The following is a 19,162-nucleotide window of genomic DNA, read 5'->3' on the forward strand; positions in this document are numbered from 1 at the left end:
CTTCAAACTCTTCTAGAAGCGGTAAGTGAGGTCGACGAGCAAGCGCAGATCGGTTTCGCGGTCGCCGTCGTAAGGCCGGTTGATCGCGCTCAACAGGCCGCCCACCTCGAATACGTCGTTCCAGCTGTAGCGCTGGCCATAACCCACCAGGCCGACGCCGCCGGTGCCGTGATCGCGCTGGCTATAGGTGCCCGCACCGGCCTGGAACTGCTGGCTCCAGGAGGTTTCGTAGCGGCGATAGAGCACGTGGTTGACGTTCACCGTCGGCAGCACGCTGAAGTCGGATTTTGGGTTGAAGTACGGCACGTCGCCGGACTTGGAGTTATGGCTGGAGCCGACTTCCAGACCGAGGTCGACCTGCAACCCCGGCGCGCGGTAAACGCCCTCGCGACCGGTGAGCAAGGCTTCGACACGATTGTTGCCGTCACTGAAATGCGAGGGACTGACCGCCAGCCTCCACTCGCGGCTCTCATTGGCGCGCCAACGGATGAAACCGCTGCCGCCGTTGGCGGTGATGTCGCTGTTCAAGGCCCGCAACGGCGTTTGCGCCGACAGGTACTTTAGGCTGCCGCCGTACTGCCAGTGATCGTCGATGTCTCGGGCAATCGCCAGGCGCGCGCCCTGTTTGTCACCAAAGCCGTAGGAGTGGTTGGAGACTTCCGCTTCCAGGGTCATGTCGCGGGTTCGACGTTCAAGCCCGACGCGCTGAAAGCGATGGTGACCAGTGCCTTCCTTGAAGTCGCCGGTGGCATAACCGGCACCGGCGAACACACGCCAGTCTTCATCGATAGGTGGGCTATACAGCGTGGTTTCGATGCCGAAATCGCGACTGCCGTTGACCGCCCCGGCGTCGCCGTTGTCACCGCTATAACTCTTGCCGCCGTAGGCCTCCACCCGCAGCTCGGCCATGTCATGGACCGCACGCTGACGCTGCAAACGCTGCACCTGCCGGTTGTCGGGAAAACGCGCGACCACATCGTCGGTCAGCGCATCCAGCTGCCGCCATTCCTGCAGATCCATGGCGGTATGGCCCTGAGAGATTTCCAGCCCGACGTCTCGGGGGGCCATGCTCTCGGTCTCCTTGAGTTGACTCTCGGCGCGCCGTGGCCAGCCCCGGGCCAGGTACAGATCGGCCTGGGCCAGACGCAGGCCGGTATTACCGGGCGCCTGATCTACCAACGTCTGCAAACGTTGCTCGCCCGACGGAAGATCGGCGCCGTAAATACCGGCCTGGGCGGCGAGTTGCTGCGCGGCCATCCATTCATCGTTGGGAATGCCGCCCGGCAAGCCCTTGAGCTCGATCCGCGGTTTCTGGTTCTTGGCCAGGTCCTCGGCGACCTGGCGCGCTTCATCGGCCTTGTCGCTTTCGAGCAAGGCGTAATAGAGCGCAGCGCTGCCTTCCGGGCGGTCGCCGACATCGGCATCCGGCGTGATCAGCGCTTGGCGATACAGATCGGTGGCAATTTCCGGCTGTCGCTGGTCCAGATAGGACGACGCCACCCAACGCAGGGCGTAGGTCGGAACCTTCACGCCTTCGGCGAGCAGCTTCTGGTATTCGGCGATCACATCGGCGGTGCGCGCACGGGCCTTGAGGGCGCCCATCCGGTCGATTCGCCAGCGGATGACGTCATCGTGGGCCTGAGGATCCGGCGTCCAGGTCGTCAGTAACTGGTCGTAATCGGCCAGAGCCCGATCGGCGATCACATAACGTTCTTTTTCGCTTCGAGCGGCCAGCTCGGCCAGGCGCACGCGTTCAGCGGCAAGATCACCTTCAAGGCGTCGCAGTGTGACCGGATCCAGCAACCCCGGCCGCTGACGCGCCAGGCGCAAGGCTGGCTCCGGCAGGCGGGCGCGTTGCAGGGCAACCACGTATTCCCGAGCGACGTCGGGTTTGCTGCCAGCACGGATGAAAGCCTGGTCGTATTCAAACAGTGCATCGTAGGTGGCACCGGCACGGGTCAAGGCGTAAGCCAGAGCCAGACGGCGGGAAGGATCATCCGGTTTCGCCGCCACCAGTGCCCTGGCGCGGGCAACCGCCTCGTCAGGTTTACCGGCGTCGGCCTGGGTCATTGCCAGGCCCAATTGAAGGTCGGGATTTTTCGGCTCAAGGGCCAGGGCCTTGTTGTACATCTGGGTCGCCGAATCCCAACGCTTGAGGTTGCGATAAGCCCGTGCGGTAGCGGTCAGGGCCTGGACCTGCAACGCCCGATTGTGCCCTTGGGTTTCATAGACCTGGACCACTTCAGCGTCCAGGCCCGCCCAGCTGGCGATCTGCAAGTGATCGCTGATCTGGCCGGTGGTGGCCTGGTTTACCGGCACCTGGCGCAACACAGTCAGCGCAGGCGTGTAGCTGCCGGCCCGGGCATCGCGAACCATTTGGTCGTAAGGGGTGTCGGCGAGCGCCAGCGCCGGCCACAGCAATTGGCCGCACAACGCAACGCGAAACAAGGGGCGTAGCCCACGATGAATAAAGGGACCAGCAATACACGGCATTCGTCAGCATCCTTACATGGCCAGCCGGGTCGCAATGTCCCTTTGCCCAGTCGTAGCGGAAAGCCGGGTCGAAAGACCCAGCCAAGCTTTATCGATGCAGTTTTGCATGCAAGCGTAGTCGACTATTCAGAACACAATAATTGTTCAGATTCGTGATACTCGGCTCCCGTAATACCAGGCAACGTGCGGAACCTGTGGGAGCGGGCTTGCCCTAATGCCAGTCAGTTAAGGAATTGACTTGCCCGCCAAGCAATCATAGAAACGGTCTTATGTTTTTATGAGCTCGCTTCATGCCCCTCCAAAACGACCTTCAACAAGTTACCAAACTTAGTCCGATCTCCTTCGAGCGCTTTGCACAGCTGATTGATCCTGTGTGGATTGAGCAGGCGCTGGCGTCAACCGGTACGGTCTCTATTCGCCGCAGGCGCTTGCCGGCCGAGCGTATTGTGTGGCTGGTGGTTGGGTTGGCCTTGTTCAAGAACGAACCGATTTGGCTCATCCTGCAACAGCTGGGATTAGCTTTGGGTGAAGCGAAACCAACTACGCAGCAAACAACCTGATCTGGTGCGCCAGGAACTGTGGGGAACCCTGCTAGCCTACAACCTGATCCGTCAGGAAATGCGCCTGATGGCTGGAGAAATGAAAGTGGCGCCGCAACGCTTGAGTTTTCTCTGGTTAGCTCAAGCGGTCACCAATGCGCTGCGCTTTTGTCCGCTGGAAACGCCAGGTACGATCCCTAAGCGACTGGCAGAACTGAGAATCCAGGCTCAGCATTTTATGCTTCCTGCCAGACGGTCGCGAAGTTACCCAAGGGTGGTGAGGCCTAGGCCAGTCAAATATCCCAAAAAGAAGGCCGGAGGGCTTAACTGACTGGCATTAGGGCAAGCCCGCTCCCCCAGGGTTATCTGTTAGCTTCAGAACCGGTTACTGCTTTTCCAGCAACCACTTACGATTTCCCGGCGTAAACGAAGGCATCTCATCCGCCAGCGCGGTGTTCACCGTCTGGAAAATCTCCAGTTCTTTGCCCTTGCGCGCAAAGATCCAGGTATTGCCCTGGCCGTTCACCTGCAGCCAGATGTTGTCGTTGCCGCCGCTCATCGACGCGCAATCGCCTGCCAGGCACAAGGCATAACGATCCGCACCGGGCAGGCCGGCAACCTGGCCATCGGCCTGGAATTGCACGGTGTTGCCTTCGCCGGGGCCGCTGAGAATTTTCCAGCTGCCGCCCATGTAAGCCGAATACAGTGCCCGCTCGAAACTCGCGCCAATCGGTGCACCTTCCGGTGCCGGAACCGCTGCACGGTCGAAGACTTGCTCCGGTTCGTTGTCGTTAGCGGCCTGGCTCAGTTGCGTGCCGTCACGTTTCAGTTCGCTGGCGGAACTGCCATAAAAGTCGACTTTCCAGGCCCCGGACTCTTCGCCCAGCAGCTTGCCTTCGACATTCTCAAAACCATTGGTGTAGCGGGCCTGACCGGCTCGGGTGTTGACGTCCCATTCCAGATTCGGGCCATAGGCCTGAAGCGCTTCCCGCAGTGGGCCGCCTTTGGATGCAGCATCGATCGCCGACTGATTGATCCAGGTGCCGCTGATATCACGGTCGGCAGGGTCGCTGGCACAGCCGCCCAAGAGAAGGGCGATCAGCGAGAGAGCTAGCGCTTGGCGCATGGTGGAATCCTTTCAAGACAAGATCGGCGCAGCCTTAGAGGGCTGCGCCGGACACATTACTCGATGACCAGAATGGCATCCATTTCAACCTGCGAACCCTTTGGCAGGGCTGCTACGCCGATGGCGGCGCGGGCTGGGTAAGGCTGGTCGAAGTACTTGCCCATGATCTCGTTGACCTTGGCAAAGTGACTCAGGTCAGTAAGGAAGATGTTCAGTTTGACGATGTCCTTGAACGAACCGCCGGCCGCTTCAGCTACGGCTTTGAGATTCTCGAACACCTGGACGGTCTGGGCTTCGAAGCCTTCAACCAATTCCATGGTTTTTGGGTCCAGAGGAATCTGACCCGACATGTAAACAGTGTTGCCAGCCTTGATCGCCTGGGAATACGTACCGATGGCGGCCGGAGCCTTGTCGCTGTTGATAACGGTCTTGGTCATGTATGACTCCTTGTGAGGGGTTGGCTACGCGCGCATGCGGGTGATGCGGATGACCCCGGTCAGGGCGCGCAGTTTCTTGATCACGCGGGCCAGGTGCACGCGGTCGTGCACACTGACCACCAGTTGGACCACGCTGATACGACCGTCGCGTTCGTCCATGCTGATTTTTTCGATATTGCCGTCGGCCGCATTGACACTGCTGGCCAGCAGGGCGATCAGGCCGCGCTGGTGTTCCAGCTCGACCCGCAGCTCGACGTTGAATTCGCCGGTGACATCCTTGGCCCACGAGAGCTGGATGCATTTTTCCGGGTTGTGGCGGATTTCGCTGATGTTGCGGCAGTTGTCCAGGTGCACCACCATCCCTTTGCCGGCGGACAAATGGCCGACAATCGGGTCGCCCGGGATTGGCGTGCAGCACTTGGCATAACTGAGCACCAAGCCTTCGGTGCCGCGAATCGCCAGCGGACCTTCCGGGCTTGGCAGCTGTTCACCTTCGCCAAGCAGGCGGCGGGCGACCACGTAAGCCATGCGATTGCCCAGGCCGATGTCTTCGAGCAGGTCTTCGATCAGTTCGAGGCGGTATTCGTGGAGCATCAACTGCACGCGCTCGGCCGGGACTTTTTCCAGGGAGCTGTCGAAGCCGTTGAGCACCTTGTTCAGCAGGCGTTCGCCGAGGCTGATGGACTCGGAGCGGCGTTGCAGCTTCAGCGCATGACGGATGTGGGTCCGCGCTTTGCCGGTGACCACGAAGTTGAGCCAAGCTGGATTTGGTCGCGCGCCCGGGGCGCTGACGATCTCGACCGTGGAACCGCTTTGCAGCGGTTCGGACAGCGGCGCGAGACGACGATTGATCCGACAGGCGATGCAGCTGTTGCCCACATCGGTGTGCACCGCGTAAGCGAAGTCGACCGCCGTGGAGCCTTTGGGCAATTCCATGATCCGGCCTTTAGGCGTGAACACGTAGACCTCGTCCGGGAACAGGTCGATCTTCACGCTTTCGATGAATTCCAGCGAGTTGCCGGCTCGTTGCTGCATTTCCAGCACGCCTTTGACCCACTGGCGGGCGCGCGCGTGAGTGCCTTTGGGCTGCTCGTCGCCGCTGGATTTGTACAGCCAATGGGCGGCGATGCCGTTATTGGCCATCTCTTCCATTTCACGGGTACGGATCTGGATCTCGATCGGAACACCGTGCATGCCGAACAGCGTGGTATGCAGCGACTGGTAGCCGTTGGCTTTCGGGATCGCGATGTAATCCTTGAAGCGCCCCGGCAACGGTTTGTACAAATTATGTACAGCGCCTAGCACGCGGTAGCAGGTATCGACCTTGTCGACGATGATCCGGAACGCGTAGACGTCCATGATCTCGTTGAAGGCCCGACGCTTGCCGCGCATTTTCTTGTAGATGCCGTAGAGGTGTTTCTGCCGCCCGCTGACCTCGCCCTGAATGCCATCGATGGCCAGGCAGTGGCTGAGGGATTCTTCGATCTTGTTGACAATTTCCTTGCGGTTGCCCCGGGCGCGTTTGACCGCCTGGTTGATCCGCGCGGAACGCATCGGATGCATGGCCTTGAAGCCGAGGTCTTCGAACTCTATGCGGATGGCATGCATACCCAGCCGGTTGGCGATGGGCGCATAGATTTCCAGGGTTTCCTTGGCGATTCGCCGGCGTTTTTCACCGGATAGCACTTCCAGTGTGCGCATGTTGTGCAGGCGGTCGGCCAGCTTGACCAGGATCACACGAATATCGCGCGCCATGGCCATGGCCATTTTCTGGAAGTTTTCGGCTTGGGCTTCGGCTTTGGTCTCGAAGTTCATCTGGGTCAGTTTGCTGACCCCGTCGACCAGTTCGGCCACGGTTTCGCCAAACTGCGCTTGCAGCGCTTCCTTGGCAATACCGGTGTCTTCGATCACGTCATGCAGCATCGCCGCCATCAGGCTCTGATGGTCCATGTGCATGTCGGCAAGAATATTCGCCACTGCAAGAGGATGCGTGACGTACGCCTCACCGCTGCGGCGGCGTTGGCCGTCGTGGGCTTGTTCGGCGTAGAAGTACGCTCGGCGGACCAGATTGACCTGGTCCTTGCCGAGGTAGGCCGATAAGCGATCGGCGAGGGCGTCTATGCTCGGCATGATGATTCCTGCCGTTCGTTGTGACCCCGCGCCGTGCTACGTCGACCAGGCATGGACTTATACTGCCTCGTTGGACTCGTCCTCGAACGCTGCGAACAGCGGTTCGTCTTCGACGATTTCAGCGTTGGCAATGAACTCGTAGCTCATCAGCCCTTCAGCGATTTCACGCAGCGCTACAACAGTAGGCTTGTCGTTCTCCCACTGAACCAGGGGCTCTTTGCCACCGGTGGCCAGTTGACGGGCACGCTTGGTAGAGAGCATGACCAGCTCAAAGCGGTTTTCCACGTGTTCTAGGCAGTCTTCAACGGTTACGCGGGCCATGGTATTCCTCGGAGCGAATGCAATATGCGCGCTGCCCGGTTGGGCGAGCGGACTCAACAGTTTAAAAAATCACCAGCGATTAGGGAAGCGCTGATTTTTTGACCAAGCTCTTCAGCGCGCTACAAGTGCCAATGTAAAGCCCTTGCAGCGGTTTTGGGAAGCGCTGTTTAGCCAAGCAATTCAGCCAAAAGTTTTCCGTTACGCTGCTGCTGACGCTTCTGATGCAGCTGATTGGCACGGAAAATTGCCTTTAGATCGTCCAGTGCATGGGCGAAATCGTCGTTGATGATCAGGTAGTCGTAGTCGACGTAGTGGCTCATCTCGCTGACCGCTTCGCGCATCCGGCCTTCGATGATTTCGTCGCTGTCCTGGCCGCGATTAGTCAGGCGCTGACGCAAGGCTTGCTGGCTCGGCGGCAGAATGAAGATCGAACGGGCCTGAGGCATCAATTTGCGTACTTGCTCGGCGCCTTGCCAGTCGATTTCCAGAATCAGATCGTGGCCTTCGTCCAGGGTCTGCTGCAAGTGGCTTTGCGAGGTGCCATAAAGGTTGCCGAAGACTTCGGCGCGCTCCAGGAAGTCGCCGTGTTCGATCATCTTCACGAACTGTTCGCGCGAGACGAAGTTGTAGTTCACGCCGTCCACTTCGCCCGGGCGCATGGCGCGGGTGGTGTGGGACACGGAAACCTGGATTTGCGGCTGAGCGTCGATCAACGCCTTGACCAGGCTGGTCTTGCCGGCGCCCGAAGGCGCGGAAATGATGTAGAGAGTGCCGGTGCTGTGGGTCATGTCGGGTTTGCCTTACTCAATATTCTGCACTTGTTCGCGCATCTGCTCGATCAACACTTTGAGGTTGACCGCCGCTTGGGTGCTGCGCGGGTCGAAGGCTTTGGAGCCCAGTGTGTTGGCTTCGCGGTTGAGCTCCTGCATCAGGAAGTCCAGGCGCCGACCGGCAGCGCCGCCGGATTTGAGTACCCGGCGAACTTCGATGATGTGAGTGCTCAGGCGATCCAGTTCTTCGGCGACGTCGCTCTTTTGCGCGAGCATGACCATTTCCTGTTCCAGCCGCTGCGGGTCGAGGTCGGCCTTCATGTCGGTGAAGCGGTCGAGGACTTTCTGGCGTTGGGTGGCGAGCATCTGCGGGACGAGCTCACGCAGGATCACCACATCTTCTTCTATGGATGTCAGGCGTTCGTTGATCAATCGTGCCAGCTCTGCGCCTTCGCGCTCGCGGCCGGCCTTGAGTTCTTTCAAGCCCTGATTGAACAGCGCCAGGGCCTCGGCATTCAGCGCTTGCGGGTCGATGGCATCGGCCACCAGCACGCCGGGCCACGCCAGGACTTCCAGCGGATTCAACGCGGCCGGGTTCTTGATCAGGCCGGCGACCGTCTCGGCGGCTGCGACCAGTTGCGCGGCGCGCTCGCGGTCCACTTGCAGTGGTTTGCCGGTGCTTTCTTCGGTAAAGCGCAGGGTGCATTCGAGCTTGCCCCGGGACAGTCCCTGGCGCAGGGCTTCACGGACCGCGCCTTCAAGGTCGCGGAAAGATTCCGGCAGGCGCAGGTGGGGTTCCAGGTAGCGGCTGTTGACCGAGCGCAGTTCCCAGCTCAGGGTGCCTTGGGCGCCGGCTTTCTCGACGCGGGCGAAGGCGGTCATGCTGTGCACCATGGAGGTACCTCGCAATGCGGGTCGGCGCGTAACCCATGGTTTCGCGGACCCGCTATCAGTGAATTAAAGCCGACAGGCAGCAAAGGCGCAGGATTGTAGCGCAGTGGGGTGGATGCGCCCAAACACACGCTGTGACAAAGAGCTGCAGACCGTCGGCTACGCTCTATTCAGGGCCTTCAATCGTCGGGTGATTTTTTTAGAAGTGCCCACAGGCGGCCCACGGCTCTATAATGCTCGGCAGTTTTCCGTCCTCCGTACAGGTAATCCCTATGAAACGTCCAAGTGGTCGCGCTGCCGATCAGCTCCGCTCGATCCGCATTACCCGCAACTACACCAAACACGCCGAGGGTTCTGTACTGGTCGAGTTCGGTGATACCAAAGTCATCTGCACCGTCAGCGTCGAGAATGGCGTGCCACGTTTCTTGAAAGGTCAGGGCCAGGGTTGGTTGACCGCCGAATACGGCATGCTGCCGCGCGCCACTGGCGAACGTAACCAGCGTGAAGCGAGCCGCGGCAAGCAAGGTGGCCGCACTCTGGAAATCCAGCGTTTGATCGGCCGTTCCCTGCGCGCGGCGCTGGACATGTCCAAGCTGGGCGACGTCACCCTGTACGTCGACTGCGACGTGATCCAGGCTGACGGTGGCACCCGCACCGCGTCCATCACCGGTGCCATGGTTGCACTGATCGACGCCTTGAAAGTGATCAAGAAGCGTGGCGGCCTCAAAGGTGGCGACCCGCTCAAGCAAATGATCGCTGCCGTTTCGGTGGGCATGTACCAGGGCGAGCCTGTGCTTGACCTCGACTACCTGGAAGATTCGGCTGCCGAGACTGATCTCAACGTAGTAATGACCAGCACTGGCGGCTTCATCGAAGTTCAGGGCACTGCCGAAGGCGCGCCGTTCCAGCCGGAAGAGCTGAACGCAATGCTGGCACTGGCGAAGAAAGGCATGAACGAGATTTTCGAACTGCAGAAGGCTGCACTGGCCGACTGATCGGACCTGCTCCACGCAAGGAGGACGCCATGAGTGACGAGCAACTGCCGCTACCCACACCGAGCCGAGAGGTGCGTCAGTGGGCAATGTTTTGTCACCTGTCCGCCTTGCTGGGGATCTGGCTGCCGTTTGGTACGCTGATCGGGCCGTTGATTCTCTGGCAGATGAAGCGCGAATCAGATCCGTTCATCGACGCGCAAGGCAAGGAGGCGCTGAACTTTCAGATCACCGTCGCCATTGCTTCGGCTATCTGCTTTCTGCTGATGGTGGTGATCATCGGGTTCTTCCTGTTTGGTCTGGTCGCGATCGGTGCGCTGGTATTGACCATCATTGCCGGCGTGAAAGCCAATGAAGGATTCCCTTACCGGTATCCGTTCACTTGGCGGTTGATCAAATAATGATTCGCCACGCAAATGCCCTGACTTGTCGAGGCATTTGCTTTTTTGAAACTGCTTCCCAAGCGTTGCCATAGCAATATCCCGCTGCCGCAGTATTACTGCGCACTATCGCTCTTACACTTCTAGTCACAACTGCTTCGCTTCAGCGCCGCCTATGTACTTGGCAATGAGACTTCGCGGTTGATAAAGTTGCCCCACGCAATATTCCGTCAGAAATATTTCGATATATTCAGACCATTGAAGGTCCTTGAATTCAAAGCAAATCAGTGTTGAGAAGATCAACCTGTTCAAGAGGCGTGTCCAGGTAAAAAGTTCGCCCCTGAATATATATCAAAGAATAATCCCAATGGTTCAACTCGATTTTTATGGAACACTTGTGGCCGCCTCTTTAGTACTGTTACTGGGGCGCGGACTCGTCACACGAATCGGTTTTTTACGCGGTTACAATATCCCTGAGCCTGTAGCAGGCGGCCTGCTGGTTGCTCTGCTTCTCCTGGCTTTGCGGGGATTTGATATTGACGTCCGATTTGACACCTCACTGCAAACTCCCTTGATGTTGGCTTTTTTTGCCACCATTGGCTTGAGTGCAGACTTTTCCAGTCTGAAAAAAGGCGGGCGCGTAGTGGGGATCTTCCTACTGGCGGTGATCGGGCTTCTGGTGGTCCAGAATGCCATGGGCATCGGTCTCGCAAAGGCCTTGGGGCTCGATCCGTTGATGGGCTTGTTGACGGGCTCGATTACGTTGTCTGGCGGTCACGGTACAGGCGCTGCGTGGGGAGCGACGTTCAGCGAGAAATTTGGTCTGGCTTCCGCCTCTGAACTCGCGATGGCCTCTGCTACATTTGGCTTGGTGCTGGGTGGTTTGATTGGTGGTCCGGTCGCCCGCCTGCTCATCAAACGTGTCCAGACACCCGGTTGCGAGAAAGATAAGCCGCGTCTGCCGAAGGGCTTTGAGCAGCCAAACAAAGAGCGCTCGATCACGCCATTTTCGTTTATCGAGACGCTCGCCCTGATCGCGGTCAGTCTGATGGCAGGCTCCCTCTTGAATGGCCTGCTCCACGGAACTGCATTTGAGTTGCCGACGTTCGTATGTGTCTTGTTCGTGGGTGTGGTTTTACGCAACGGCCTTTCCGCTCTCGGCTTGTATCAGGTGTTTGAGCGTGAAGTTTCGGTGTTGGGGAATGTCAGCTTATCGCTGTTTCTGGCGATCGCTTTGATGTCGCTCAAACTATGGGATCTGGCGGCATTGGCTTTGCCGATCTTTATCATCCTGGCTGCGCAAGCGTTGGTCATGGCACTGTTTGCAATTTTCGTGACATTCAGAATGATGGGCAGCAACTATGATGCGGCAGTTCTGGCGGCAGGGCACTGCGGTTTTGGGCTAGGAGCCACGCCAACTGCCATCGCTAACATGCAAGCGGTGACACAACGTTACGGACCTTCGCAAATAGCGTTTCTAGTGGTGCCAATGGTGGGTGCTTTCTTCATCGACATCATTAATGTCATCGTGATCAAGTTGTACCTGGCGCTGCCGTTTTTCGCCGCTACTTGAAGGTATAAAGCATAAGAAAAATGCCCGTGTCGCAAGATACGGGCATTTTCGTCAACCGGTCAGCAGGTTCTCGTGTCAGCGAAACCTAAATCGTCAGCGTCCAGTCGTAGTCCACGATCAGCGGTGCGTGCTGCGAGAACCGCGGCTGACGTGGCAGACGCGCGCTGCGCACGAAGCGCCGCAGGCCCGGGGTCAGTATCTGGTAGTCGAAACGCCAACCCAGGTTGAGCATTTCGGCCTGTTCATTGTCCGGCCACCAGCTGTACTGGTCGCCTTCACGGCTGACTTCGCGCAGGGCGTCGACATACCCCATGTTGCCGACAATCTCGTCCATCCAGGCACGCTCAGGTGCCAGGAAGCCCGGGGATTGCTGGCTGTCGCGCCAGTTCTTGATATCCAGCTTCTGTTGCGCCACGTACAGCGAGCCACAATAAATGTACTCGCGACGTTTGCGTCGCTGTTTATCAAGATAACGGGCGAAGTCGTCCATTAGCTTGAACTTCTGGTTCAAGTCTTCATCGCCATTCTGCCCCGAAGGGAGCAGCAAGGTCGCGATGCTGACCTTGTCGAAATCGGCTTGCAGGTAACGCCCGTAGCGGTCGGCCGTCTCGAAGCCGAGACCGCTGATGACTGCCTTCGGTTGCAACCGCGAGTACAAAGCCACGCCACCTTGGGCGGGAACTTCGGCTTCGCAGGCATAAAGGAAGTAGCCATCCAGTTGGAAGGCTGGATCGTCCAGTTCAAAGGCGGAGGCGCGGGTGTCCTGCAGGCAGATGACGTCGGCGTTCTGTGCTTGCAGCCAACTGAGCAAACCACGCTCGACTGCAGCCTGAATACCATTGACGTTCACACTGATGATCCGCATAAGTGGCCCCAAAAATCGCGTGCGGGTATGATACACGGCGTCTACCTAATTAGCTAAATCCGTGGTATTTGGGGTTTTTTTCATGCAAGCGTATCAGCGCGACTTCATTCGTTTTGCCATTGATCGTGGCGTTTTGCGCTTCGGTGAGTTCACCCTGAAGTCCGGACGCACCAGTCCTTACTTCTTCAATGCCGGCCTGTTCAACTCGGGTTCTGCCCTGGCGCAGCTGGGGCGTTTCTACGCAGCAGCCATCGTCGAGAGCGGTATTTCGTTCGATGTGCTGTTCGGCCCGGCCTACAAAGGCATCCCGTTGGCGGCGACCACCGCCGTGGCGCTGGCCGAACATCATGGCCGTGATCTGCCATGGTGCTTCAACCGCAAGGAAGCCAAGGCCCACGGTGAAGGCGGCAGCCTGGTCGGCGCGCCATTGACCGGCGACGTGCTAATCATCGACGACGTGATCACCGCGGGCACCGCCATCCGTGAAGTGATGCAGATCATCGCTTCCCAGGACGGCGCCAAAGCCGCTGGCGTGTTGATCGCCCTGAACCGTCAGGAGCGTGGCAACGGCGAATTGTCGGCCATCCAGGAAGTGGAGCGTGACTTCGGCATCCCGGTGATCAGCATTGTTTCGCTGAATCAGGTACTGGAATTCCTGGCCGATGATCCGCAGCTCAAGCAGCACCTGCCTGCCGTCGAAGCCTACCGCACCCAATTCGGCGTGTAACCGCATTCCCTGTGGGCGCGGGCTTGGGTGGCGAGGGAGCTTGCTCCCGCTGGGCTGCGTAGCAGACCCAAGGATTTTGTGAGTGCTGCGCACTCAAGCGGGAGCAAGCTCCCTCGCCACAAAAAGTGGATTGTCATAGGGATTGCAGGCAAAAAAAGACCCCGCTCAGCTAGGCTGTGCGGGGTCTTTTTTTTGTCGGCGCAGTCTTCGCCATTTTCCTATCAACTTTAGCGCCATCCCCAGGTTGAACAGGGCAAACGCCAGCAGCGCCAGGACAACTAACACGTAAAGCGTGTCGATCGTGACGAGATCTGCATGGCTCAGTCCTCCAGGATTATTTTTTGCTGCTGCTGAATGTCTCGGCCTTTTTGATCCCGACGGGTTTATTGGCTTTCTCTGGGTACGGGTCAATACGGGCGTCGCCCTGACCAGTCAGAATTTTCCAGCCGTGTCGTGTATGTGGTGTTTTCCGGAGTTGCGGGCACGGTGGCATCGAAGTCTTGGCCTGGTTCGAATACTCATGACCGCAATCGACGCAGGCATAGGTGCCAGGTGAAACATCGCTGCCATATGGGACGTAGTCTTTTTGCATCGGTAGATCTCCTGTGGATTCAGGGAAGATCCTATGCAGATTGATTCTTTTGCGATGTCAGACGTTTCGCCCAATAAGGTCAGGAATTTCTTGCGCGCATAAAAAAGATCGCAGACTTCGTCAGCTCCTACAGATTTTTCGTACATCCGAAATCCAAGGAGCTGCTGAAGGCTGCGATCTTTTTAAGGTTTTGAATCAGTGACGCTTGCGATTGCTGATCAGCGTACCCACACCGGTGTCGGTGAAGATTTCCAGCAGAATCGCATTGGGCACCCGACCATCGATGATCAACGAACTGCCCACGCCGCCTTGTACTGCTTCCAGTGCGCAACGGATCTTCGGCAGCATGCCGCCGTAGATAGTGCCGTCGGCGATCAGGTCGTCGACCTGTTGAGTCGTCAGACCGGTCAGAACCGTGCCCGACTTGTCCATCAGGCCGGCGATGTTGGTCAGCAGCATCAGCTTTTCAGCTTTCAGTGCTTCGGCGACTTTGCCAGCCACTAAGTCAGCGTTGATGTTGTACGACTCGCCGTTAGCACCGACACCGATAGGCGCGATCACCGGAATGAAATCGCCTTTGACCAGCAGGTTCAACAAGTCGGTGTTGATCCCGACCACTTCGCCGACGTGGCCGATGTCGATGATTTCCGGAGTGGTCATCTCGGGGGTTTGGCGGGTGACGGTGAGCTTCTTCGCACGAATCAGCTCCGCGTCCTTGCCGGTCAGGCCGATGGCGCTGCCGCCGTGACGGTTGATCAGGTTGACGATGTCCTTGTTGACCTGACCGCCGAGGACCATTTCCACCACGTCCATGGTCGCGGCGTCGGTGACGCGCATGCCGTCGACGAAGTGGCTCTCGATCGACAGGCGCTTGAGCAGGTCGCCGATTTGCGGGCCGCCGCCGTGAACCACCACCGGGTTGATGCCGACGGCTTTCATCAGCACGATGTCGCGGGCGAAGCCGGTTTTCAGCTCCTCGCTTTCCATCGCGTTGCCGCCGTATTTGATCACCAGCGTCTTGCCGACATAGCGGCGAATGTAAGGCAGCGCTTCGGACAGGACCTTGGCGGTGTTGGCGGCGGCTTCGCGTTCGAGGGTCATTCAGGGCTCCGGGTGTTTCAAATCAAAACGGTAATTGGAGATCAGGTGCAACGCGTTTCAGCTGGACGTGGAATACATCCTTGATGCGCTGCAGTTCAGCCTCGTCATCGGCCTCGAAGCGCAGCACCAGCACCGGTGTGGTGTTGGAAGCGCGAACCAGGCCCCAGCCTTTGGCATAGTCGACTCGCACGCCGTCAATGGTGGTCAGGTCGGCGCCTTCACCCCATTGCGCATCGTGCAGTGCATCAATGATGCTGAATTTGCTCTCTTCGGTCACATGGATATTGATCTCTGGCGTAGAAATATCGTTCGGGAAGGTTGCGAACAGCTCTTCCGCGGTGGATTTTTCCTTGCTGAGGATCTCCAGCAGCCGCGCGGCGCTGTAAATACCGTCGTCGAAACCGAACCAGCGTTCCTTGAAGAAGATATGCCCGCTCATCTCGCCGGCCAACAGGGCGCCGGATTGTTTCATTTTCTTTTTGATCAACGAGTGACCGGTCTTCCACATCAGCGGCCGACCGCCATATTCCTTGATCAGCGGGATCAGGCGGCGGGTGCATTTGACGTCGAAGATGATTTCCGCGTCCGGGTTGCGCGCCACGACGTCGCGGGCGAACAGCATCAGCAGGCGATCAGGGAAGACGATGCTGCCGGTGTTGGTGACGACGCCTACACGGTCGCCGTCGCCGTCGAAGGCCAGGCCCAGGTCGGCGTTGGTTTCCTTGACCTTGGCGATCAGGTCCACGAGGTTCTCAGGCTTGCCCGGATCCGGGTGGTGGTTCGGGAAGTTGCCATCGACTTCGCAGAACAGCGGAATGACTTCGCAGTTCAGCGCTTCGATCAGTTGCGGGGCAATCACGCCGGCCGCGCCGTTACCGCAATCGACCACCACTTTCAGGCGGCGGGCGAGTTTGATGTCCTGGACGATTTCGGTGTTGTAGCGGTCGAGGATCTCGACCTTGGTGATGCTGCCCTTGCCGCTGCTCAGGTTGTTGGTCTTGAGGCGTTCGTGCAGGGCCTGGATCTGTTCGTTGGCCAGTGTGTCGCCGGCAATGACGATCTTGAAGCCGTTGTAGTTCGACGGGTTGTGGCTGCCGGTGAGCATCACGCCGGATTTGCCGGCCAGTACGTTGGCGGCGTAGTACAGCGCTGGGGTTGGCACCAGGCCGACGTCGCTGACGTGGCAACCGCTGTCGGCCAGGCCCTGGATCAGTTGTTCCACCAGTTCCGGGCCGGACAGGCGACCGTCACGGCCGACGGACACGTTGGGTTCGTTCTGGGCCAGGCTCTGGGAGCCGATGGCGCGACCAAGCCAATAAGCTGTTTCAGCGTTCAAGAATTCCGGGACGGTGCCGCGAATATCGTAGGCGCGGAAAATGCTGTCGGGGAACTTGGGTGCGACTTGGGCTGGGGTGCTCATTTCTGGAAATGCTCCATCTCTAAAGTGGCTGGACAAGCCTGCGAAAAACTCGTTGGCTGGCTCAAACTGAAGGGTATGACGGCGTTTTCGGCAGAGAGTTCGTGGTGTGCAAAGGCCATGTCACCAGCGTCCTCGAGCGAATGCCCGGCCAATGCCTTGATTTTCGGCGGTAAACCTTTCAGGTGAGGTCTGCGCAATTTTTCGTCCTTGAAATACAAAATGCAGGTTTTTAGGCCGGGCAGCACGCCCGGCCTCTTTGTAATCAGTGGCTGCCGGAATGTCCGAACCCGCCGGTACCACGCTGGGTTTCGACGAACTCTTCAACCATTTCGAAATGCGCTTGAACCACCGGTACCAACACCAATTGGGCCAGGCGTTCGCCTACCACCATGTTGAAATCGGTCTGGCCACGGTTCCAGCACGACACCATCAGCGGGCCTTGGTAATCGGAGTCGATCAAGCCGACCAGATTGCCCAGCACGATGCCGTGCTTATGACCCAGGCCGGAGCGCGGCAGAATCAGCGCCGCCAAACCTGGATCGCCAATGTAGACGGACAGGCCAGTCGGAATCAGCAGGGTTTCGCCCGGCTTGATGATGGTGTCTTTTTCCAGCATGGCGCGCAGGTCGAGGCCGGCGGAGCCTGGCGTGGCGTACTGCGGCAGCGGGAATTCGGTGCCGATGCGTGGGTCGAGGATTTTGGCTTGCAAAGCGTGCATGTAAATTAAACCTGGTTCAGACGTTCGGCGATAAAAGTGATCAGCTGGCGGGCAATCTTGCCCTTGCTGGTCTGGGCGAAAAGTGTGGCGTGTAGCTCGCGGTCGATCACGCTGCAGGCGTTTTCTTCGCTGTTGAAGCCAATGCTCGGGTTGGCGACGTCGTTGGCGACGATCAGATCGAGGTTCTTGTCTTTCAACTTGCGGGCAGCGTAATCGAGCAGGTGTTCGGTTTCGGCGGCGAAACCGACACTGAACGGACGGTCAGGACGGGTGGCGATGGTGGCCAGGATGTCTGGGTTGCGCACCATCTGTAGCAATAAGCCGTCGCCGTTTGTAGGGTCTTTCTTGAGTTTCTGTGGGGCGACGACTTCCGGACGGTAGTCCGCGACCGCAGCAGAGGCGATGAACAGGTCGCAAGGGATCGCCGCTTCGCAGGCGGCGAGCATGTCGCGGGCACTGACCACATCGATGCGCGTGACGCGATCCGGGGTCGGCAGGTGCACAGGGCCTGTGATCAGGGTCACGCGGGCGCCGGCTTCTACCGCGGCTTCGGCCAGGGCAAAGCCCATTTTCCCGGAGCTGTGGTTGGTGATGTAGCGCACCGGGTCGATGTTTTCCTGGGTCGGGCCGGCGGTGATGAGCACGTGTTTGCCGGTCAGCGCCTGACGCTGGAAGCAGTCTGCCGCGCACTGGGCGAGGTCGTTGGCTTCGAGCATGCGGCCCATGCCGACGTCGCCGCAGGCCTGGCTGCCGGATGCTGGGCCGAAGACCTTGAGGTCACGGCTTTCGAGGGTTTGCAGGTTCGCCTGGGTCGCCGGGTCACGCCACATGGCCTGGTTCATTGCCGGGGCAACCGCGACCACGGCGTCGGTGGCCAGCACCAAAGTGGTCAGCAGGTCGTCGGCAATACCTTGGGCCAGGCGCGCGATCAGGTCCGCCGTGGCGGGAGCGATCAGCACCAGGTCAGCCCATTTGGCCAGCTCGATGTGGCCCATCGCGGCTTCGGCCGCCGGGTCCAGCAAATCGAGATGGACCGGATGCCCGGACAACGCCTGCATGGTCAGCGGAGTAATGAATTCGCTGCCGCCACGGGTCATGACCACGCGCACTTCGGCGCCCTGGTCGATCAGGCGGCGAACCAGCTCGGCGCTCTTGTAGGCAGCAATGCCGCCGCCGACGCCCAGAACGATGCGTTTCCGATACAGCCGCTGCATAGGTCTGCCTTTCATTTCGTTGATGACTGCGTGGCGATACCCCCTCCCCAGGAGTGAAATCGCCCGCAAAAAAGATGGGCTACGATATCACAGCGACCGCTATGGAACAGCGGCGCCCACATTCCAGGGAGGTGCTATGAGTATTCGTGATTGGCCGGCGGCGGAGCGGCCGCGGGAGAGGTTGCTTGAGTTGGGCTCGGGGAGTCTTTCGGACGCCGAACTGCTGGCGATTTTTTTACGAACCGGCGTGTCGGGTAAAAGCGCAGTTGATCTGGCTCGACACCTGCTGAATCAGTTTGGCAGCCTGCGCTCACTGCTAGAAGCTGATCAGGCTACGTTCAGCAGGCAATTAGGGCTTGGGCCAGCGAAATTCGCTCAGCTGCAAGCGGTACAGGAAATGGGCAGAAGGCATTTGGCCGAACGTGCGCGCCAAAAATCGGCACTGGAAAATCCGCAGGCGGTTCGTGACTACCTGAAATCGATGTTGCGTCACGAGCCTCACGAGGTGTTCGGGTGTCTGTTTTTGGATTCCAAGCATCAAGTGCTGGCGTTTGAGGCATTGTTTCGCGGCTCTATCGACAACACGAGCGTCCATCCCAGGCAGGTGGTCAAGCGCGCCCTGGCCCATAACGCCGCAGCGCTGATCCTGTGCCACAACCATCCGTCGGGTAACACCGACCCCAGTCAGGCCGACCGAATGCTGACCAAGCGCCTGCAAGAGGCGCTGGAGTTGATCGATGTGCGGGTGCTAGACCATTTCATCGTCGGTGACGGCGATCCGCTGTCCATGGCCGAGTATGGGTGGATGTAGGAGGAAGGGCGGGTTAAGCGAGTCCATGTGGGAGCGAGCCTGTGGCGAGGGGGCTTGCCCCC

Annotated in this window: 20 protein-coding genes and 1 pseudogene; 7 read left to right on the forward strand and 14 right to left on the reverse strand. The window is 59.0% G+C overall.

From position 1 onward, the window contains the following. Positions 1-12: 12 nt before the first annotated feature. Positions 13-2,493: a poly-beta-1,6 N-acetyl-D-glucosamine export porin PgaA gene (gene pgaA / locus CKW20_RS20140; protein WP_095054481.1), complete on the reverse strand. Its 2,481-nt coding sequence runs from the start codon at positions 2,491-2,493 to the stop codon at positions 13-15. Between the two features lie 290 nt (positions 2,494-2,783). On the opposite strand from pgaA, the gene CKW20_RS20145 reads away from it, so the two are divergent. Together CKW20_RS20145 and CKW20_RS29275 are read left to right on the forward strand one after the other, a co-directional pair. After that, a complete protein-coding gene (locus CKW20_RS20145; protein ID WP_095054482.1) occupies positions 2,784-3,053 on the forward strand; it encodes a transposase domain-containing protein in 270 nt (89 codons plus the stop codon). Beyond that, positions 3,019-3,363, forward strand: a complete 345-nt coding sequence (locus CKW20_RS29275; protein WP_141228969.1) for a hypothetical protein — start codon at positions 3,019-3,021, stop codon at positions 3,361-3,363. The genes CKW20_RS20145 and CKW20_RS29275 overlap by 35 nt, the downstream gene beginning before the upstream one ends. 54 nt (positions 3,364-3,417) lie before the next feature. Here CKW20_RS29275 and CKW20_RS20150 read toward each other — a convergent pair whose 3' ends face one another. The 6 genes from CKW20_RS20150 to CKW20_RS20175 all read right to left on the reverse strand — a co-directional run bounded on the left by CKW20_RS20150 (position 3,418) and on the right by CKW20_RS20175 (position 8,710). After that, entirely contained in the window at positions 3,418-4,158 is a 741-nt protein-coding gene (locus tag CKW20_RS20150) for a hypothetical protein (protein ID WP_095054483.1), read from the reverse strand. 56 nt (positions 4,159-4,214) lie between these two features. Beyond that, complete coding sequence (locus CKW20_RS20155) at positions 4,215-4,595, reverse strand: RidA family protein (RefSeq protein WP_003177257.1); 381 nt, start codon at positions 4,593-4,595, stop codon at positions 4,215-4,217. 24 nt (positions 4,596-4,619) lie between these two features. After that, on the reverse strand, positions 4,620-6,725 hold the full coding sequence (gene spoT / locus CKW20_RS20160; protein ID WP_095054484.1) for a bifunctional GTP diphosphokinase/guanosine-3',5'-bis pyrophosphate 3'-pyrophosphohydrolase: 2,106 nt from the start codon (positions 6,723-6,725) through the stop codon (positions 4,620-4,622). A 57-nt stretch (positions 6,726-6,782) separates the two neighbouring features. Continuing rightward, a complete protein-coding gene (rpoZ, locus tag CKW20_RS20165) occupies positions 6,783-7,046 on the reverse strand; it encodes a DNA-directed RNA polymerase subunit omega (RefSeq protein ID WP_003177259.1) in 264 nt (87 codons plus the stop codon). A gap of 167 nt (positions 7,047-7,213) precedes the next feature. Continuing rightward, on the reverse strand, positions 7,214-7,834 hold the full coding sequence (gene gmk, locus CKW20_RS20170; RefSeq protein ID WP_059403875.1) for a guanylate kinase: 621 nt from the start codon (positions 7,832-7,834) through the stop codon (positions 7,214-7,216). Positions 7,835-7,846: 12 nt separating this feature from the next. Beyond that, on the reverse strand, positions 7,847-8,710 hold the full coding sequence (locus CKW20_RS20175) for a YicC/YloC family endoribonuclease (RefSeq protein WP_095054485.1): 864 nt from the start codon (positions 8,708-8,710) through the stop codon (positions 7,847-7,849). Between the two features lie 269 nt (positions 8,711-8,979). On the opposite strand from CKW20_RS20175, the gene rph reads away from it, so the two are divergent. From rph to gltS, 3 genes are all read left to right on the forward strand, one after another. Further along, positions 8,980-9,702 carry a ribonuclease PH gene (gene rph, locus CKW20_RS20180; protein ID WP_030132447.1) on the forward strand — a complete coding sequence of 241 codons (723 nt, stop codon included), beginning with the start codon at positions 8,980-8,982 and terminating at the stop codon, positions 9,700-9,702. Positions 9,703-9,731: 29 nt separating this feature from the next. After that, entirely contained in the window at positions 9,732-10,100 is a 369-nt protein-coding gene (locus tag CKW20_RS20185) for a DUF4870 domain-containing protein (RefSeq protein ID WP_030132446.1), read from the forward strand. A 346-nt stretch (positions 10,101-10,446) separates the two neighbouring features. Further along, positions 10,447-11,652, forward strand: coding sequence for a sodium/glutamate symporter (gltS, locus tag CKW20_RS20190; protein WP_095054486.1), 1,206 nt, complete (start codon positions 10,447-10,449; stop codon positions 11,650-11,652). A gap of 85 nt (positions 11,653-11,737) precedes the next feature. Here gltS and CKW20_RS20195 read toward each other — a convergent pair whose 3' ends face one another. Further along, positions 11,738-12,517, reverse strand: a complete 780-nt coding sequence (locus CKW20_RS20195; protein ID WP_008030595.1) for an exodeoxyribonuclease III — start codon at positions 12,515-12,517, stop codon at positions 11,738-11,740. 82 nt (positions 12,518-12,599) lie between these two features. Between CKW20_RS20195 and pyrE the strand changes: the two genes are divergently transcribed. Then, positions 12,600-13,244: an orotate phosphoribosyltransferase gene (pyrE, locus tag CKW20_RS20200; RefSeq protein WP_095054487.1), complete on the forward strand. Its 645-nt coding sequence runs from the start codon at positions 12,600-12,602 to the stop codon at positions 13,242-13,244. 334 nt (positions 13,245-13,578) lie between these two features. Here pyrE and CKW20_RS20210 read toward each other — a convergent pair whose 3' ends face one another. From CKW20_RS20210 to coaBC, 6 genes and pseudogenes are all read right to left on the reverse strand, one after another. Further along, positions 13,579-13,836, reverse strand: a complete 258-nt coding sequence (locus CKW20_RS20210; protein ID WP_095054489.1) for a hypothetical protein — start codon at positions 13,834-13,836, stop codon at positions 13,579-13,581. Positions 13,837-14,031: 195 nt separating this feature from the next. After that, entirely contained in the window at positions 14,032-14,937 is a 906-nt protein-coding gene (gene argB / locus CKW20_RS20215; protein ID WP_053163877.1) for an acetylglutamate kinase, read from the reverse strand. Between the two features lie 22 nt (positions 14,938-14,959). Next, positions 14,960-16,363: pseudogene (locus CKW20_RS20220) on the reverse strand (phosphomannomutase/phosphoglucomutase); the annotation flags it as partial. Next, entirely contained in the window at positions 16,354-16,602 is a 249-nt protein-coding gene (locus tag CKW20_RS20225; RefSeq protein WP_095054491.1) for a hypothetical protein, read from the reverse strand. The gene CKW20_RS20225 and the pseudogene CKW20_RS20220, both read right to left, overlap by 10 nt. 17 nt (positions 16,603-16,619) lie before the next feature. Beyond that, entirely contained in the window at positions 16,620-17,075 is a 456-nt protein-coding gene (dut, locus tag CKW20_RS20230) for a dUTP diphosphatase (RefSeq protein ID WP_095054492.1), read from the reverse strand. Between the two features lie 5 nt (positions 17,076-17,080). After that, positions 17,081-18,289 carry a bifunctional phosphopantothenoylcysteine decarboxylase/phosphopantothenate--cysteine ligase CoaBC gene (gene coaBC / locus CKW20_RS20235; protein WP_095054493.1) on the reverse strand — a complete coding sequence of 403 codons (1,209 nt, stop codon included), beginning with the start codon at positions 18,287-18,289 and terminating at the stop codon, positions 17,081-17,083. A 136-nt stretch (positions 18,290-18,425) separates the two neighbouring features. Here coaBC and radC point away from each other — a divergent pair, with 136 nt between their 5' ends. Continuing rightward, on the forward strand, positions 18,426-19,100 hold the full coding sequence (gene radC / locus CKW20_RS20240) for a DNA repair protein RadC (protein WP_095054494.1): 675 nt from the start codon (positions 18,426-18,428) through the stop codon (positions 19,098-19,100). The last annotated feature ends 62 nt before the right edge of the window (positions 19,101-19,162 follow it).

Origin of the sequence: Pseudomonas sp. Irchel s3b2, from assembly GCF_900187445.1 — a bacterium.
Classification (GTDB): Bacteria; Pseudomonadota; Gammaproteobacteria; order Pseudomonadales; family Pseudomonadaceae; genus Aquipseudomonas.

Excerpts from the sequence above, each read along its gene's own strand:
- CKW20_RS20195 (WP_008030595.1), bottom strand. The coding sequence starts at position 12,517 with ATGCGGATCATCAGTGTGAACGTCAATGGTATTCAGGCTGCAGTCGAG.
- pyrE (WP_095054487.1), top strand. The coding sequence starts at position 12,600 with ATGCAAGCGTATCAGCGCGACTTCATTCGTTTTGCCATTGATCGTGGC.
- CKW20_RS20145 (WP_095054482.1), top strand. The coding sequence starts at position 2,784 with ATGCCCCTCCAAAACGACCTTCAACAAGTTACCAAACTTAGTCCGATC.
- rpoZ (WP_003177259.1), bottom strand. The coding sequence starts at position 7,046 with ATGGCCCGCGTAACCGTTGAAGACTGCCTAGAACACGTGGAAAACCGC.
- pgaA (WP_095054481.1), bottom strand. The coding sequence starts at position 2,493 with ATGCCGTGTATTGCTGGTCCCTTTATTCATCGTGGGCTACGCCCCTTG.
- argB (WP_053163877.1), bottom strand. The coding sequence starts at position 14,937 with ATGACCCTCGAACGCGAAGCCGCCGCCAACACCGCCAAGGTCCTGTCC.
- CKW20_RS20175 (WP_095054485.1), bottom strand. The coding sequence starts at position 8,710 with ATGGTGCACAGCATGACCGCCTTCGCCCGCGTCGAGAAAGCCGGCGCC.
- coaBC (WP_095054493.1), bottom strand. The coding sequence starts at position 18,289 with ATGCAGCGGCTGTATCGGAAACGCATCGTTCTGGGCGTCGGCGGCGGC.
- CKW20_RS20150 (WP_095054483.1), bottom strand. The coding sequence starts at position 4,158 with ATGCGCCAAGCGCTAGCTCTCTCGCTGATCGCCCTTCTCTTGGGCGGC.
- radC (WP_095054494.1), top strand. The coding sequence starts at position 18,426 with ATGAGTATTCGTGATTGGCCGGCGGCGGAGCGGCCGCGGGAGAGGTTG.
- spoT (WP_095054484.1), bottom strand. The coding sequence starts at position 6,725 with ATGCCGAGCATAGACGCCCTCGCCGATCGCTTATCGGCCTACCTCGGC.
- CKW20_RS20210 (WP_095054489.1), bottom strand. The coding sequence starts at position 13,836 with ATGCAAAAAGACTACGTCCCATATGGCAGCGATGTTTCACCTGGCACC.
- dut (WP_095054492.1), bottom strand. The coding sequence starts at position 17,075 with ATGCACGCTTTGCAAGCCAAAATCCTCGACCCACGCATCGGCACCGAA.
- CKW20_RS20185 (WP_030132446.1), top strand. The coding sequence starts at position 9,732 with ATGAGTGACGAGCAACTGCCGCTACCCACACCGAGCCGAGAGGTGCGT.
- CKW20_RS20155 (WP_003177257.1), bottom strand. The coding sequence starts at position 4,595 with ATGACCAAGACCGTTATCAACAGCGACAAGGCTCCGGCCGCCATCGGT.
- rph (WP_030132447.1), top strand. The coding sequence starts at position 8,980 with ATGAAACGTCCAAGTGGTCGCGCTGCCGATCAGCTCCGCTCGATCCGC.
- gmk (WP_059403875.1), bottom strand. The coding sequence starts at position 7,834 with ATGACCCACAGCACCGGCACTCTCTACATCATTTCCGCGCCTTCGGGC.
- gltS (WP_095054486.1), top strand. The coding sequence starts at position 10,447 with ATGGTTCAACTCGATTTTTATGGAACACTTGTGGCCGCCTCTTTAGTA.